We start from the raw sequence: 15,266 nt of genomic DNA, 5'->3' as shown, positions 1-15,266 counted from the left end.
AAAGACTTAATTATCTGAACTGAAACATTTCCATTTATTTTTCTTAAATTTGAACTTTGAAAAGTATAAACAAACAAAATAATCAAAATGTCAAAATCATTTGCTCAAATTCCTCACGCTGTTAACGAAGAGGTGAAATCATATGCTCCTGGTACGCCAGAGCGTGCGCAATTATTAGACGCATACAAAAAAATGTTTAACGAGGTAACAGAAGTTCCTCAATACATTGGTTCTGAAGAAATTTTTTCAGGAAATAAAAAAGAAATTCGTCCTCCACATGATCACCAAAAAGTTGTTGGTTATTTCCACGAAGGTACGCAAGCAGATGTTGTAAAAGCTATTGATACAGCTTTGGCAGCGAAAGAAGCTTGGGTTGCAATGCCTTGGGAAGATAGAGCGGCAATTTTCTTGAAAGCTGCAGATTTGATTGCTGGTCCTTATCGTGCAAAAATAAATGCTGCAACAATGATTGGTCAATCTAAAAATGCAATGCAAGCAGAAATTGATTCAGCTTGTGAATTAATTGACTTTTTACGTTTCAATGTACAATACATGACAGAAATTTATGCAGATCAACCAATTTCTTCTCCAGGAATTTGGAATCGTGTAGATTATCGTCCATTAGAAGGATTTACTTTCGCAATTACTCCATTCAACTTTACTGCAATCGCTGGTAATTTACCATCTTGTATGGCTTTGATGGGGAATGTTGTAGTTTGGAAACCTTCTGATAAACAAACTTTAGCCGCTAAAGTAACAATGGAAGTGTTCAAAAAAGCTGGTTTACCAGATGGTGTAATCAACATGATCTTAACTGATGGAGCAGAAACTGCAAAAACAGTTTTAGAACATAAAGATTTTGCAGGTTTACACTTCACAGGTTCTACAAAAGTTTTCAATACTTTATGGAAACAAATTGGAGATAACATCAACAATTACAGAACTTATCCACGTATCGTAGGAGAAACAGGAGGAAAAGATTTCGTAATGGTTCACAAATCAGCTTGTCCAACAGAAGTTGCTGTAGGTTTAGTTCGTGGAGCGTTTGAATACCAAGGACAAAAATGTTCTGCTGCTTCTCGTGCTTATATTCCATCTAACTTATGGAGCGAAGTTGAGAAACAAATGAAAGAAATGTTAGCAACTGTTACATTAGGATCTCCAGAGGATTTCTCTAATTTCATGACAGCGGTTATCGATAAAAACTCTTTCGAAAAATCTAAAGCATATATCGATCGTGCACAAGCATCTTCTGAAGCTGAAGTTGTAATAGGTGGTACTTATGATGATTCAGTTGGATATTTTGTTCAACCAACAGTTATCAAAGCAACGAACCCTAAATATGAATCAATGGTAGAAGAAATCTTCGGGCCTGTATTATCAGTTTATGTTTATGATGAAAATGAATTTGAAGCAACTTTAAAATTAGTTGACGAAACTTCTGCTTACGCATTAACAGGATCAATCTTCGCGAAAGATCGTGCTGCTGTAGAATTAGCTGCTAAAGCATTGAAAAATGCTTGTGGAAATTTCTACATCAACGATAAACCAACAGGTGCAGTTGTAGGTCAACAACCATTTGGTGGAGCGCGTGCTTCTGGTACAAATGATAAAGCAGGTTCTGCAATGAACTTGTTACGTTGGACTTCTGTTCAAACAATCAAAGAAACATTTGTTCCTGCAAAAGATTACAAATACCCATTCTTAGAAAAATAATATTTTCGAGATATAAAATTAGAATAAGCCTTACATTTGTAGGGCTTATTTTTTTGGTATGAATGATAATTCGGAAAAAGCAATCAAAGCTTCAATTTTTAGTATTGTAGGAAACGCTTCTTTGGCTGGAATTAAGTTTTTGGCTGGTTATTTTGGGAATTCTTACGCACTTATTGCAGATGCAATCGAGTCTTCGGCAGATGTTTTTTCTTCTATATTTGTTTTCTTTGGACTAAAGTATTCTGCAAAACCTGCAGATGAAAATCATCCTTACGGGCACGGAAAAGCAGAAGCGTTAATCACATTTTTAGTGGTTACTTTCCTTATTGTTTCTGCGATTATCATTGCAAAAGAAAGTATTAACAATATTATTACACCACATCATCAGCCCAAACCATTTACCTTATTAGTTCTTGGAGGAATTATTTTATTCAAAGAATTATCGTTTCAGTATGTAATGCGAAAAAGTGTTGAAACCAATAGTTCTTCTCTAAAAGCAGATGCTTGGCATCATCGTTCGGACGCAATTACATCGTTAATGGCGTTTATCGGAATTTCGATTTCATTGGTAATGGGACCAGGTTGGGAGGCAGCAGATGATGTTGCAGCACTTTTTGCATCAAGTTTTATTTTATATAATGCGTACAAAATCCTTCGACCTGCGTTGGGAGAAATTATGGATGAACAATTGTACGAAAATGAAATTGAACAAATCAGAGAAATCGCTTCGCATGTTCCTGGTGTTATGGCGACTGAAAAATGTAATGTGCGTAAGAACGGAATGAATTATTATGTGGATTTACATGCAATAGTCGATGGAACGATTTCGGTAGTGGAAGGACATAAAATTAGTCATGATCTGAAAGATGCTGTACAAGCCAAAATGCCACAAGTAAAAGACGTTTTAGTGCATATAGAACCTACGTTTGTTTCGGTTCGAGAATATTTTCGAACAAATCACATCGAAGATAAAAGAGTGGAGGAGTAAAAATAAATTATATTAAATCAAAAAGAGAAGCAATTGCTTCTCTTTTTGATCTTTTAGTTGGTTAATAAAAAATCATAATATATATAAAAGGTCGATTTTAGAATAGTTTGAAACCAATACCAGTACTGATTAACCAAGGATTAAGATCTACATCTGCTGGTACATAAACTTGTTTGTCTAAAGCTGCACCAACTGTAACGTCAGTATTCAAGTACAATTTTTTAACATCTACGTTCCAGTATAATTTATCATTGATTTTGTAATCAAATCCTAATTGAAATCCGAAACCTACATTGTTTTTGTAATCTACACTAGTTACGGCTGCGTTTCTCCCTTTTCCTTGCCCTTGATCATAGAAGATTGTATAATTAATTCCAGCACCAACATAAGGTTTTAGGTTTTTGGTTGGATACAAATGATATTGTACATTAAGAGTTGGAGGTAACAGCATTACTCGTCCCAAATCTAAATTTCCTAATGCAGTATTTACCGCTACAACTTCGTGTTTAGATGTTCCTAAGATTAATTCGGCCGCGATATTTTTTGTAATATAATAGGTAAAGTCAATTTCTGGAATAAGATTGTTTGTAACCGCTACATTTCCACCTATTGCTTCTATTTTAGCATCTTCCATAGGAACTACACCAGTTGCTCTTACACGCATATGTAATTCACTAGCCTCTTGTCCAAATGAAATTGCTGATGCAAAGATTGCTCCTAATATTAATAGTCCTTTTTTCATAATGTTTATTTTATTTTTCGAAACAAAACTCGGATTAATTCATCCGAATTAAAATGTCAAATATCATTTCCGAAAATGACTTTAAACATTTGTTTTTTTTAAGGATATTATTAACTTAAACACGCTGATAGTCAATTATTTTTAATGAGTAAAAATAATCGTAAAAGAAAAACTTTTCACTTAATAGAAATTTATTACTTTTGGAGGAAAGTCATAAAAAAACAAAAAAACTCAAAAAAATGGATTTCTTAGAAAATGAAAATTTATCATTAATCGCGCAATCGGCAAGAGATTTTGCAAAACAATACATTCAACCGAATATAATGGAGTGGGATGAAGCTCAAACTTTTCCAGTTGAAGTATTCAAAGAACTTGGAAAAATGGGATTCATGGGAATCGTTGTTCCAGAAGAATACGGAGGAAGTGGTTTGTCTTATGACGAATATGTATCTATTGTAGATGAAATTTCACAAGTTGACCCTTCTATTGGTTTGTCTGTAGCGGCACATAATTCACTTTGTACAAATCATATTTTAGAATTTGGTTCAGAAGAACAAAAACAACGTTGGTTACCAAAATTAGCAACAGCAGAATGGATTGGAGCTTGGGGATTAACAGAGCATAATACAGGTTCTGATGCAGGAGGAATGTCTACAACAGCTGTAAAAGATGGTGACGAATGGGTGATTAATGGAGCGAAAAACTTTATTACGCATGCAATTTCTGGTGATGTTGCGGTTGTGATGACAAGAACTGGAGAGAAAGGAGCAAAAAATAACGCGACAGCTTTTGTAATAGAAAAAGGAACGCCAGGTTTTACATCGGGTAAAAAAGAAAATAAATTAGGAATGCGTGCTTCGGAAACGGCAGAGTTAATCTTCGATAATGTACGTGTTTCGGATGCAAATCGCTTAGGAAATGTTGGTGATGGTTTCAAACAAGCGCTTAAGATTTTAGATGGTGGTCGTATTTCGATTGCAGCTTTATCTTTAGGAATTGCGAAAGGAGCGTACAAAGCTGCGTTGAAATATGCACAAGAACGTCATCAATTTGGAACTGCAATTGCAAATTTCCAAGCAATTAATTTCAAATTGGCTGAAATGATTACAGAAATCGAAGCTTCAGAATTATTAATTCGTAAAGCGTCTTATTTAAAAAATCATAAAAAACCAATGACGACAGAAGGTGCAATGGCAAAATATTATGCATCGGAAGCGTGTGTTAAAATCTCGAACGAAGCAGTTCAAATATTTGGTGGATACGGATATACAAAAGATTTTCCAGTAGAGAAATTCTACCGTGATTCTAAGCTTTGTACAATCGGTGAAGGAACAACGGAGATCCAAAAATTAGTGATTGGAAGAAATATTTTGAAAGATTAATACAAAACGATTTGTTTAATTACTAAAGAGTTGTATATTTGCCATCTCAAAAAGAAATAGATAAAATTATGTTGATTATACCAGTAAAAGACGGAGAGTCAATCGAAAGAGCTCTAAAAAAATACAAAAGAAAATTTGATAAAACAGGTGTTGTACGTCAGTTAAGAGCACGTCAACAATTTACAAAACCTTCTGTTACAAATAGAATTAAGATGAGTAGAGCAATCTACAAACAAGCCTTAATCGAAAAGGAGGAAGCATAAATTGCCGTTTTAAACGATATAAAGAAATTAATTTCTGTTGACCTATTTATTAAAGTTGTAACTTTGATGAATAGGTTTTTTTATGGAATTTATTCAACTATTCTTAGATTATTTAGCGCTCGAGAAAAACTATTCTACGCTAACAATTACTAGCTACAAAAGAGATTTGGACGATTTTGTTGAGTTCTATCAACAAGAAGAAAATTCGTCAGAAATACAACTTGCAACAAAAAATCATATTCGTGCATTTGTGATGCATTTATCAGAATTAGAAAAGTCTGAGAAAACAGTTAATCGCAAATTAAGCGCTTTACGAACGTTTTATAAATATTTGGTCAAAGAAAATCATCTTTCCATTAATCCAATCGAGCAAATTCATTCACTTAAACAAAATAAACAAGTTTTAGTACCTTTTACAGAAGCAGAATTGAATGATTTGTTGAATAATGATGAATTTTTCCCTGACACATTCGAAGGTTTACGTGATCGATTAATGATTGATGTAATGTATCAAACAGGAATTCGACGTGCCGAATTAATTGGTTTGAAAGAAAATGATATCGATCCGAATACACTTTCTATAAAAGTTCTTGGAAAAAGAAATAAAGAACGCATAATTCCTATTTCTACCTTTCTGTTAGAGGATTTGGCGAATTATAACACTAGAAAACATAACGAAATTACTTTACAATGTACGAATGTTTTTGTAACAGAAAAAGGAAAACCTTTGTACGATAATCTTGTTTATTCGAAAGTAAAATACTATCTTAGTCTTATAAGTGTAAAACATAAAAAAAGTCCTCATATGTTGAGGCATTCATTTGCGACTCATATGTTAGATTCAGGAGCAGATCTGAATGCAGTAAAAGATATTTTAGGGCATTCAAGTTTGTCATCGACTCAAATTTATACACATGGGAGTATAGAAAATTTAAAAAAAGTGTTTAACAAAGCTCACCCGCGTGAGAACAAAAAAGAGTAATTATGACAATTAACTTTCAAGCAGTAAACTTCAATACTAAACCAGGTTTAGAGGAGTATTTAGAGAAAAAATTAGAAAAATTAGAAACTTTGTCAGACAAAATCATTGCAGCGAATGTTTCTTTTAAGTTAGAGAATACTGCAGAAAAAAATAATAAGACAGTTGATATTAAGTTAGAAGTACCAGGAGATGACATTGTTGTGAGTAAAACAGGACAGTCTTTTGAGGAATGTATTGATTTGGCGGTAGATACATTAAAAAAATTAATTATCAGAAAAAAAGAAAAAATTAGCGAAAGATAAAAAATAACGAATTGACTAAAAAAAGAACCTAAAAATTTGGTTAATTCAAAAAACAACGTAAATTTGCAGTCCGTTAAACAAACATATTTAACGGACTGTTCTTTTAAATAACGATTTTAAAAACAAAAATGCCGATGTAGCTCAGCTGGCTAGAGCAGCTGATTTGTAATCAGCAGGTCGTGGGTTCGAGTCCCTCTATCGGCTCAAAGTTTTTAGAAGAACAAAAAAAAAGTAAGGCGGGGAGATACTCAAGCGGCCAACGAGGACGGACTGTAAATCCGTTGGGTAACCTTCGCAGGTTCGAATCCTGCTCTCCCCACAAACTTAATTTTTAAAATTTTTTGTGGTTTAGGATTTAATCTTTAAATTTGCAAAGCTTTTTAGAAGTGAATGCGGGAATAGCTCAATTGGTAGAGCGTCAGCCTTCCAAGCTGAATGTTGCGGGTTCGAGTCCCGTTTCCCGCTCAAATTCTGGTTCGTCCAGTATAGTTAATCTTTTAAGTAGTTGTTGAAACTCATTTAAACCAAGGTTAACGCGAGTCAAAAATTAATATCTTTATATAAATCAAAAAGTGTATTTTTACACTTGAAAATAATTTAAAGTTATTTTTTTAATTTAAGTATAACAATAGAAATTAATAAAAAGTAAAATGGCAAAGGAAACTTTCAACCGTAATAAGCCGCACTTAAATATTGGTACTATTGGTCACGTTGACCACGGTAAAACAACTTTGACTGCAGCGATTACTAAAGTATTAGCTGATGCTGGTTATTCAGAAGCAAAAGCTTTCGATCAAATCGATAATGCTCCAGAAGAAAAAGAGCGTGGTATTACAATTAATACATCTCACGTAGAGTATGAAACTGCTAACCGTCACTACGCACACGTTGACTGTCCAGGTCACGCGGATTACGTAAAAAACATGGTTACAGGAGCTGCTCAAATGGATGGTGGTATCTTAGTAGTAGCTGCTACTGATGGTCCAATGCCTCAAACTCGTGAGCACATCTTATTATGTCGCCAAGTAAACGTTCCTCGTATCGTTGTTTTCTTAAACAAAGTTGATATGGTTGACGATGCTGAGTTATTAGAGTTAGTAGAAATGGAAGTAAGAGATTTATTATCTTCTTACGAATATGACGGAGATAACACTCCAGTTATCCAAGGATCTGCTTTAGGTGCATTAAACGGTGAGCCTCAATGGGTTGAAACTGTATTAAACTTAATGAACAATGTTGATGAGTGGATTGAGCAACCAGTTCGTGATCAAGATAAACCATTCTTAATGCCAGTAGAGGATGTATTCTCTATTACAGGTCGTGGTACTGTTGCTACAGGACGTATCGAGGCTGGTGTAATTAACTCTGGGGATCCAGTTGACATCGTTGGTATGGGAGAAGAAAAATTAACTTCTACTGTAACAGGTGTTGAAATGTTCCGTAAAATCTTAGATAGAGGTGAAGCTGGTGATAACGTAGGTTTATTATTACGTGGTGTTGATAAAACTGACATCCGTCGTGGTATGGTTATCGCAAAACAAGGATCTGTTAAACCACACAAAAAATTCAAAGCTGAGGTTTATATCTTAACTAAAGAAGAAGGTGGTCGTCACACTCCATTCCATAACCGTTACCGTCCACAGTTCTACGTACGTACAACTGACGTAACAGGGGAAATCAACTTACCAGAAGGAGTTGAGATGGTTTTACCAGGAGATAACTTAACTATTACAGTTGAATTATTACAACCAATCGCATTAAACGAAGGTTTACGTTTCGCAATCCGTGAAGGTGGACGTACAGTTGGTGCTGGTCAGGTAACTGAAATTTTAGACTAATTAGTCAAAATATAATATAGAAGATGTGGTAATCTTCAATGATTACCACTCTTTTTATCTACGGGCATAGTTCAATGGTAGAATAGCGGTCTCCAAAACCGTTGATCAGGGTTCGAATCCTTGTGCCCGTGCTAAATGAAAACGATATGAAAGTCGTACAATATTTTAAAGATTCCTTTGTAGAATTTAAAGATCATGTTACATGGCCATCATTCTCAGATCTACAAAGAGACACAATTATTGTTGCAATAGCTACAGTTTTGTTAGCTATATTTTTATATGCGGTAGATACATTATTCACACAAGTGCTTAACTTTATCTACGGCGCTTTTTAGTTTGTAAAATATCCCGTTTAGTAATTAGAATCATGAGTGAAAAGAAATGGTATGTAATCAAGACTGTAGCTGGACAAGAGCTGAAAGTTAAGGATTATATTGAAAGAGAAATTCAGTACCAAAATTTGAATGATTATGTAGGACAAATTGTTGTTCCTATGGAAAAAGTGATTCAAATCCGTAACGGTAAAAAATATCAAAAGGAAAAAGTACACTTTCCTGGTTACATCATGATAGAAGCCGAACTTGTAGGGGAAATTCCTCACATGGTAAAGAATACATCAGGTGTAATTAGCTTTTTGAGTGCAACGAAAGGAGGTGATCCTGTACCAATGAGACAATCGGAAGTTAACCGAATGTTAGGTAAAGTTGACGAATTAGCAGAAAACGTTGATACAAACTTAGGAATATCTTACATCGTAGGAGAAACTGTAAAAGTAATCGACGGACCATTCAATGGCTTCAACGGAACAGTTGAGAAAATCATTGAAGACAAACGTAAACTTGAAGTGATGGTTTTAATCTTCGGACGTAAAACACCACTAGAGTTAAGTTTTAACCAAGTTGAAAAGATTGCATAATCAATCTATCAACAAATTAAAAGTAGAAATTTAGGCTGCTTCCACATAACGCTTAATTTTAAGAATTAAAAAAATGGCAAAAAAAATTGAAAAAGTTGTAAAACTTCAAGTTAAAGGAGGACAAGCAAATCCTTCGCCACCAGTAGGGCCAGCTTTAGGTGCTGCAGGTGTTAACATCATGGAGTTTTGTAAACAATTTAATGGACGTACACAAGAAAAACAAGGTGCAGTGTTACCAGTTGTTATTACTGTGTATCAAGACAAATCATTCGATTTCGTAATTAAAACTCCACCAGCTGCTATTCAGTTAATGGAAGCTGCGAAATTGAAAAAAGCATCAGGTGTACCAAACCGTCAAAAAGTTGGTACTGTTACTTGGGATCAAGTTAGAGCTATTGCTGAAGACAAATTAGCGGACATGAACTGTTTTACTGTTGAATCTGCTATGAAAATGGTTGCTGGAACTGCACGTTCTATGGGTATAACTGTAAAAGGTGGGCAAGCTCCAGAATAATTAAAACATTTTAGGAAATGGCAAAGTTAACAAAAAGACAAAAAGAAGTATTAGCTAAAGTAGAAAAAAACAAACTTTACTCTATTGATGAAGCATCATCATTAGTAAAGGAAGTTAACTACGCTAAGTTTGATGCTTCTGTAGATATAGCAGTTCGTTTAGGTGTAGATCCTAAGAAAGCTAACCAAATGGTTCGTGGTGTAGTTTCATTACCACACGGAACAGGTAAAGATGTAAAAGTATTAGCATTAGTTACTCCAGACAAAGAAGCAGAAGCTAAAGCAGCAGGTGCAGACTATGTAGGATTAGACGAATACTTACAAAAAATTAAAGAAGGTTGGACAGATGTTGACGTTATCGTTACTATGCCAGCTGTTATGGGTAAATTAGGACCATTAGGACGTGTTTTAGGACCTCGTGGATTAATGCCTAACCCAAAATCAGGTACTGTAACTTTAGAAGTAGGTAAAGCCGTTTCTGAAGTAAAAGCAGGTAAAATCGACTTCAAAGTAGATCGTTACGGAATCATCCACGCTGCAGTTGGTAAAGTATCTTTCGATGCTGATAAAATTAAAGAAAATGCGAATGAGTTAATTCAAACTTTAATTAAATTAAAACCAACAGCTGCTAAAGGAACATATGTAAAAAGCATCACGCTTTCTACAACTCAATCTGTAGGTGTATCAGTAGATCCAAAAAGTGTAAACGCTTAAAATTAGTAGATTATGGCAATGACAAAACAAGATAAAGCAAATATGATAGATGAATTGCAAGCTGTATTAGCAGAAGCAAAAATCATCTACTTAGCAGATATCGACGGATTAAACGCTGTTAATACTACTGAATTAAGAAGAGCTTGCTTCAAAAGCAATGTATCTTTACGCGTAGTAAAAAACACTTTATTAAAGAAAGCTATGGAGCAAATCGAAGACAAAAACTTCGAAGAGCTTTACGGATCTTTAAAAGGAAATACAGCATTAATGACTGCTGAAGTTGGTAATGCACCAGCTAAAGTAATCGATACTTTCAGAAAAAAATCTGAAAAACCTATTTTAAAAGGAGCTTGGATTGAAGATAATACATTCGTAGGTGATGACAAATTACCACAATTAGTAGCATTGAAATCTCGCGAAGAATTAATCGCAGACATCATCATGTTACTTCAATCTCCAATCAAAACTGTTGTTTCTCAATTAGAGAACAAAGAGGCTGCAAAAGCAGAAGAAGGAGCTTCAGAAGAATAAGACACACTCATATCAAATAAAAGTTTAAAAAACAAAAAGCATTAAAATGGCAGATTTAAAAAAATTAGCTGAAGAGTTAGTAAACTTAACAGTTTTAGAAGTTAATGAATTATCTACAATCTTAAAAGATGAGTACGGAATCGAACCAGCTGCTGCTGCTGTAGTTGTTGCTGCAGGTGGAGCAGGTGAAGCTGCTGAAGAGCAATCAGAATTCGACGTAATCTTAAAAGAAGCAGGTGCATCTAAATTAGCAGTTGTTAAATTAGTTAAAGAATTAACTGGAAAAGGATTAAAAGAAGCTAAAGATTTAGTAGATTCAACTCCAGCAACAGTTAAAGAAGCAGTTTCTAAAGACGAAGCTGAAGCTTTAAAGAAACAGCTAGAAGAAGCTGGTGCAGTAGTAGAATTGAAGTAATTTTTATTACTCAAAAATATAGGTTTGGACCTAACACAGGACGTGTTAGGTCTAAACCTTTTTACGCATAAAGTCATTATATAAACCAAAATTCATTCGAAATTGGCCACTAAAGCAACATTAAGCAACTCGACTGAGAAAAAAGAAAGATTGAACTTCTCTTCTGCAAAAGCAGTCGCTCAGTTCCCAGATTTCCTTGACATTCAGATCAAATCGTTTGAAGATTTTTTCCAGTTGGAAACAAGACCTGACCAACGAAAAAATGAAGGTCTTTACCGAACATTTGCTGAGAATTTTCCAATTACGGATACTCGCAATCAGTTTGTTTTAGAATTCTTAGATTATTTCGTAGATCCACCACGTTACACAATTGATGAGTGTATCGAAAGAGGATTAACGTACAGCGTACCATTGAAAGCTCGTCTTAAATTATACTGTACGGACGAAGAACACGAAGATTTCGAAACTGTAGTGCAAGACGTATACTTAGGAACAATTCCTTACATGTCTCCTTCAGGATCATTCATTATTAATGGTGCAGAGCGTGTTATTGTATCTCAATTACACCGTTCTCCTGGGGTATTCTTCGGACAATCTTTCCACGCGAATGGTACAAAATTGTACTCATCTCGTATCATTCCTTTCAAAGGATCTTGGATTGAGTTCGCAACAGACATCAACAGCGTAATGTACGCTTACATCGATCGTAAGAAAAAGTTACCATTAACTACCTTATTACGTGCTATCGGATACGAAAGAGATAAAGATATCTTAGAAATTTTCGACTTAGCAGAAGAAGTAAAAGTTAATAAAGCTAATTTAAAGAAAGTTGTAGGTCGTAAACTTGCTGCACGTGTATTAAATACATGGCACGAGGATTTCGTAGATGAAGATACAGGAGAAGTTGTATCTATCGAGCGTAATGAAATTATCTTAGACCGTGAAACAATCTTAGAGAAAGATCACATCGATCAAATCGTAGATTCTGGTGTTAAGACAATCTTATTACACAAAGAAGATATCAATTCTGCTGATTATGGAATTATCCATAATACTTTACAAAAAGACCCTACTAATACTGAAAAAGAGGCAGTAGAGTATATCTATAGACAATTACGTAACGCTGAGCCACCAGATGAGGAAACAGCAAGAGGAATTATTGACAAATTATTCTTCTCTGATCAACGTTATTCATTAGGCGAAGTAGGTCGTTACAGATTAAATAAAAAATTAGGCTTAAGCATTAGCGAGGATGTACAAGTATTGACTCGTGAAGATATCATTTCGATTATTAAATATTTAATCGAATTAATCAACTCTAAAGCAGAGGTGGATGATATTGACCACTTATCTAACCGTCGTGTAAGAACGGTAGGTGAGCAAATGGCAAGCCAATTCGGAGTAGGTTTAGCTCGTATGGCTAGAACTATTCGCGAAAGAATGAATGTTCGTGACAACGAGGTGTTTACACCAATCGATTTGATTAATGCTAAAACATTATCATCTGTTATCAACTCATTCTTCGGAACGAACCAGTTATCTCAGTTCATGGACCAAACAAATCCATTATCAGAGATTACACACAAACGTCGTTTATCAGCATTAGGACCTGGAGGTTTATCAAGAGAAAGAGCGGGATTCGAGGTACGTGACGTACACCACACTCATTACGGACGTTTATGTCCAATTGAAACTCCTGAGGGACCAAACATTGGTTTGATTTCGTCATTATGTGTATTCGCTAAAGTTAATAACTTAGGGTTCATCGAAACACCGTACAGAAAAGTAGAAGATGGAAAAGTGGACGTCGAATCAGCACCAATCTATTTAACTGCGGAAGAGGAGGAATCAAAAGTAATTGCTCAAGCCAATATCGACATGACAGACGATGGTACTATTGCTACTGAACGTGTAACTGCTCGTGAAGATGGGGATTTCCCTGTTGTAACGCCAGCAGAAGTTGATTTAATCGACGTTGCACCTAACCAGATTGCTTCTATCTCAGCATCATTAATTCCTTTCTTGGAGCATGATGACGCCAACCGTGCGTTAATGGGATCGAACATGATGCGTCAGGCAGTTCCATTATTAAAACCTCAAGCACCAATTGTAGGTACTGGATTAGAAAAACAAGTTGCAAAAGATTCAAGAATCTTAGTAAATGCAGAACGTGAAGGTACAGTAACTTATGTTGATGCTGACATTATAACAATTAAATATGATCGTTCAGAAGACGAAGAATTAGTAAGCTTCGATACTGCTGAGAAAACATATAATTTAACAAAATTCAGAAAGACGAATCAAGGAACTACAATTACGTTGAAACCAATTGTAAAAGTTGGTGATCGTGTAGAGAAAGGACAAGTTTTATCTGAAGGTTATGCAACAGAAGGAGGAGAATTAGCAATTGGTCGTAACATGGTTGTTGCCTTTATGCCTTGGCAGGGGTACAACTTCGAGGATGCTATTGTAATCTCTGAAAAAGCTGTTCGCGAAGACTGGTTTACATCTATCCACATCGATGAGTATTCATTAGATGTACGTGATACAAAATTAGGTATGGAAGAATTAACTTCAGACATTCCTAACGTTTCAGAAGAGGCTACAAAAGACTTAGACGAAAACGGTATGATCCGTATTGGAGCAGAAGTAAAACCTGGTGATATCTTGATTGGTAAGATTACTCCAAAAGGAGAATCTGATCCAACTCCAGAAGAAAAATTATTACGTGCGATCTTTGGTGACAAAGCAGGTGATGTAAAAGATGCTTCTCTTAAAGCCTCTCCATCATTACGTGGTGTTGTTATCGACAAAAAATTATTCTCACGTAGTATTAAGGATAAACGTAAACGTTCTCAAGACAAAGCTATTATTGATAGTGTAGAAGCTGAGTACGACGTTAAATTCAACGAATTAAGAGAGATTTTATTAGAGAAATTATACGTTTTATTAAACGGAAAAACTTCTCAAGGTATTTACAACGACTTGAATGAAGAAGTAATCAAGAAAGGTGTAAAATACACACAAAAAATCTTATCTAATGTTGAAGATTTCTTAAATTTAACTGGAGCAGAATCTCTTTGGACAACAGACGAGGATAAGAACGAATTAGTAAAAGAATTGTTACATAATTACAAAATTAAGTACAATGATTTACAAGGAGCACTTAACCGCGAAAGATTTACAATCTCTGTTGGAGACGAGTTACCTGCAGGTATCGTTAAATTAGCAAAAATCTACATTGCGAAAAAACGTAAACTAAGAGTAGGGGATAAAATGGCAGGACGTCACGGTAACAAAGGTATTGTTGCACGTATCGTTCGCGACGAAGATATGCCTTTCTTAGAAGACGGAACGCCAGTAAATATCGTACTTAATCCACTTGGGGTACCATCTCGTATGAATATCGGTCAGATTTATGAAACGGTATTAGGATGGGCTGGACTTAAAATGGGTCAAAAATTTGCTACACCTATCTTCGATGGTGCTGAAATCGCTGATATCGATCGCATCACAGAAGAAGCAGGTATTCCAAAACACGGTACAACATATTTATATGACGGTAATACTGGAGAACGTTTTGATCAAAAAGCTACTGTAGGGGTGATTTACATGTTGAAATTAGGACACATGGTTGACGACAAAATGCACGCGCGTTCTATCGGACCATACTCATTAATTACTCAACAACCATTAGGAGGTAAAGCACAATTCGGTGGACAACGTTTCGGAGAGATGGAGGTTTGGGCATTAGAAGCATTCGGTGCATCTAATATCTTACGCGAAATCTTAACAGTTAAGTCGGATGACGTAATTGGACGTGCGAAAACTTACGAAGCAATCGTAAAAGGAGAGCCAATGCCAGAACCTGGTATTCCAGAATCATTTAACGTATTGTTACATGAATTACAAGGTCTTGGATTAGACATAAACTTGGAAGAATAATAGGGCAACCTATTATTCT

At 35.2% G+C, this 15,266-nt stretch carries 15 protein-coding genes and 4 tRNA genes; 18 read left to right on the top strand and 1 reads right to left on the bottom strand.

Annotated features, from left to right (window positions below):
- Nucleotides 1-87 precede the first annotated feature (87 nt).
- A complete protein-coding gene (gene pruA, locus N5E64_RS01100; protein ID WP_280035320.1) occupies nucleotides 88-1,716 on the top strand; it encodes an L-glutamate gamma-semialdehyde dehydrogenase in 1,629 nt (542 codons plus the stop codon).
- Nucleotides 1,717-1,774: 58 nt separating this feature from the next.
- The gene (locus N5E64_RS01095; RefSeq protein ID WP_125349438.1) at nucleotides 1,775-2,704 is read left to right on the top strand and encodes a cation diffusion facilitator family transporter; all 930 of its coding nucleotides are present in this window, start codon (nucleotides 1,775-1,777) and stop codon (nucleotides 2,702-2,704) included.
- Between the two features lie 97 nt (nucleotides 2,705-2,801).
- Here N5E64_RS01095 and N5E64_RS01090 read toward each other — a convergent pair whose 3' ends face one another.
- The gene (locus N5E64_RS01090) at nucleotides 2,802-3,446 is read right to left on the bottom strand and encodes an OmpW family protein (RefSeq protein WP_125349437.1); all 645 of its coding nucleotides are present in this window, start codon (nucleotides 3,444-3,446) and stop codon (nucleotides 2,802-2,804) included.
- A gap of 239 nt (nucleotides 3,447-3,685) precedes the next feature.
- Between N5E64_RS01090 and N5E64_RS01085 the strand changes: the two genes are divergently transcribed.
- The 16 genes from N5E64_RS01085 to rpoB all read left to right on the top strand — a co-directional run bounded on the left by N5E64_RS01085 (nucleotide 3,686) and on the right by rpoB (nucleotide 15,247).
- A complete protein-coding gene (locus N5E64_RS01085; RefSeq protein ID WP_280035316.1) occupies nucleotides 3,686-4,828 on the top strand; it encodes an acyl-CoA dehydrogenase family protein in 1,143 nt (380 codons plus the stop codon).
- A 68-nt stretch (nucleotides 4,829-4,896) separates the two neighbouring features.
- Nucleotides 4,897-5,091, top strand: a complete 195-nt coding sequence (gene rpsU / locus N5E64_RS01080) for a 30S ribosomal protein S21 (protein WP_038331168.1) — start codon at nucleotides 4,897-4,899, stop codon at nucleotides 5,089-5,091.
- A gap of 82 nt (nucleotides 5,092-5,173) precedes the next feature.
- Nucleotides 5,174-6,073, top strand: coding sequence for a tyrosine-type recombinase/integrase (locus N5E64_RS01075; RefSeq protein ID WP_125349436.1), 900 nt, complete (start codon nucleotides 5,174-5,176; stop codon nucleotides 6,071-6,073).
- A 2-nt stretch (nucleotides 6,074-6,075) separates the two neighbouring features.
- Nucleotides 6,076-6,375 (top strand): ribosome hibernation-promoting factor, HPF/YfiA family, encoded by a 300-nt coding sequence (gene hpf, locus N5E64_RS01070; protein WP_038331066.1) that lies wholly within the window; start codon nucleotides 6,076-6,078, stop codon nucleotides 6,373-6,375.
- A 130-nt stretch (nucleotides 6,376-6,505) separates the two neighbouring features.
- A tRNA-Thr gene (locus tag N5E64_RS01065) sits at nucleotides 6,506-6,579 on the top strand.
- A 34-nt stretch (nucleotides 6,580-6,613) separates the two neighbouring features.
- Nucleotides 6,614-6,694, top strand: a tRNA-Tyr gene (locus N5E64_RS01060).
- A gap of 73 nt (nucleotides 6,695-6,767) precedes the next feature.
- Nucleotides 6,768-6,840: transfer RNA gene (locus N5E64_RS01055), tRNA-Gly, on the top strand.
- Between the two features lie 185 nt (nucleotides 6,841-7,025).
- The gene (tuf, locus tag N5E64_RS01050) at nucleotides 7,026-8,213 is read left to right on the top strand and encodes an elongation factor Tu (RefSeq protein ID WP_038331067.1); all 1,188 of its coding nucleotides are present in this window, start codon (nucleotides 7,026-7,028) and stop codon (nucleotides 8,211-8,213) included.
- 60 nt (nucleotides 8,214-8,273) lie between these two features.
- Nucleotides 8,274-8,344 (top strand) — tRNA-Trp (locus tag N5E64_RS01045).
- Between the two features lie 15 nt (nucleotides 8,345-8,359).
- A complete protein-coding gene (gene secE / locus N5E64_RS01040; RefSeq protein ID WP_038331172.1) occupies nucleotides 8,360-8,548 on the top strand; it encodes a preprotein translocase subunit SecE in 189 nt (62 codons plus the stop codon).
- Between the two features lie 32 nt (nucleotides 8,549-8,580).
- On the top strand, nucleotides 8,581-9,129 hold the full coding sequence (gene nusG / locus N5E64_RS01035) for a transcription termination/antitermination protein NusG (protein WP_219033762.1): 549 nt from the start codon (nucleotides 8,581-8,583) through the stop codon (nucleotides 9,127-9,129).
- 73 nt (nucleotides 9,130-9,202) lie between these two features.
- On the top strand, nucleotides 9,203-9,643 hold the full coding sequence (rplK, locus tag N5E64_RS01030) for a 50S ribosomal protein L11 (RefSeq protein WP_038331069.1): 441 nt from the start codon (nucleotides 9,203-9,205) through the stop codon (nucleotides 9,641-9,643).
- Nucleotides 9,644-9,660: 17 nt separating this feature from the next.
- Nucleotides 9,661-10,356 carry a 50S ribosomal protein L1 gene (gene rplA, locus N5E64_RS01025; RefSeq protein WP_038331070.1) on the top strand — a complete coding sequence of 232 codons (696 nt, stop codon included), beginning with the start codon at nucleotides 9,661-9,663 and terminating at the stop codon, nucleotides 10,354-10,356.
- Nucleotides 10,357-10,374: 18 nt separating this feature from the next.
- Entirely contained in the window at nucleotides 10,375-10,887 is a 513-nt protein-coding gene (gene rplJ / locus N5E64_RS01020; protein WP_125349460.1) for a 50S ribosomal protein L10, read from the top strand.
- 46 nt (nucleotides 10,888-10,933) lie between these two features.
- A complete protein-coding gene (gene rplL, locus N5E64_RS01015) occupies nucleotides 10,934-11,302 on the top strand; it encodes a 50S ribosomal protein L7/L12 (RefSeq protein ID WP_019974307.1) in 369 nt (122 codons plus the stop codon).
- 102 nt (nucleotides 11,303-11,404) lie between these two features.
- Nucleotides 11,405-15,247, top strand: a complete 3,843-nt coding sequence (rpoB, locus tag N5E64_RS01010; protein ID WP_125349434.1) for a DNA-directed RNA polymerase subunit beta — start codon at nucleotides 11,405-11,407, stop codon at nucleotides 15,245-15,247.
- Nucleotides 15,248-15,266: the final 19 nt, after the last annotated feature.

Source organism: Empedobacter sp. GD03739, assembly GCF_029843245.1.
In the GTDB taxonomy this organism is placed as follows: Bacteria; Bacteroidota; Bacteroidia; order Flavobacteriales; family Weeksellaceae; genus Empedobacter; species Empedobacter falsenii_B.
The sequence above is the reverse complement of the archived record's forward strand: the minus strand, read 5'-3'. Positions and strand labels throughout refer to the sequence as shown.

Excerpts from the sequence above, each read along its gene's own strand:
- rplJ (WP_125349460.1), top strand. The coding sequence starts at position 10,375 with ATGACAAAACAAGATAAAGCAAATATGATAGATGAATTGCAAGCTGTA.
- N5E64_RS01095 (WP_125349438.1), top strand. The coding sequence starts at position 1,775 with ATGAATGATAATTCGGAAAAAGCAATCAAAGCTTCAATTTTTAGTATT.
- rplK (WP_038331069.1), top strand. The coding sequence starts at position 9,203 with ATGGCAAAAAAAATTGAAAAAGTTGTAAAACTTCAAGTTAAAGGAGGA.
- secE (WP_038331172.1), top strand. The coding sequence starts at position 8,360 with ATGAAAGTCGTACAATATTTTAAAGATTCCTTTGTAGAATTTAAAGAT.
- pruA (WP_280035320.1), top strand. The coding sequence starts at position 88 with ATGTCAAAATCATTTGCTCAAATTCCTCACGCTGTTAACGAAGAGGTG.
- rplL (WP_019974307.1), top strand. The coding sequence starts at position 10,934 with ATGGCAGATTTAAAAAAATTAGCTGAAGAGTTAGTAAACTTAACAGTT.
- nusG (WP_219033762.1), top strand. The coding sequence starts at position 8,581 with ATGAGTGAAAAGAAATGGTATGTAATCAAGACTGTAGCTGGACAAGAG.
- N5E64_RS01090 (WP_125349437.1), bottom strand. The coding sequence starts at position 3,446 with ATGAAAAAAGGACTATTAATATTAGGAGCAATCTTTGCATCAGCAATT.
- rpsU (WP_038331168.1), top strand. The coding sequence starts at position 4,897 with ATGTTGATTATACCAGTAAAAGACGGAGAGTCAATCGAAAGAGCTCTA.
- hpf (WP_038331066.1), top strand. The coding sequence starts at position 6,076 with ATGACAATTAACTTTCAAGCAGTAAACTTCAATACTAAACCAGGTTTA.
- tuf (WP_038331067.1), top strand. The coding sequence starts at position 7,026 with ATGGCAAAGGAAACTTTCAACCGTAATAAGCCGCACTTAAATATTGGT.
- N5E64_RS01075 (WP_125349436.1), top strand. The coding sequence starts at position 5,174 with ATGGAATTTATTCAACTATTCTTAGATTATTTAGCGCTCGAGAAAAAC.
- N5E64_RS01085 (WP_280035316.1), top strand. The coding sequence starts at position 3,686 with ATGGATTTCTTAGAAAATGAAAATTTATCATTAATCGCGCAATCGGCA.
- rplA (WP_038331070.1), top strand. The coding sequence starts at position 9,661 with ATGGCAAAGTTAACAAAAAGACAAAAAGAAGTATTAGCTAAAGTAGAA.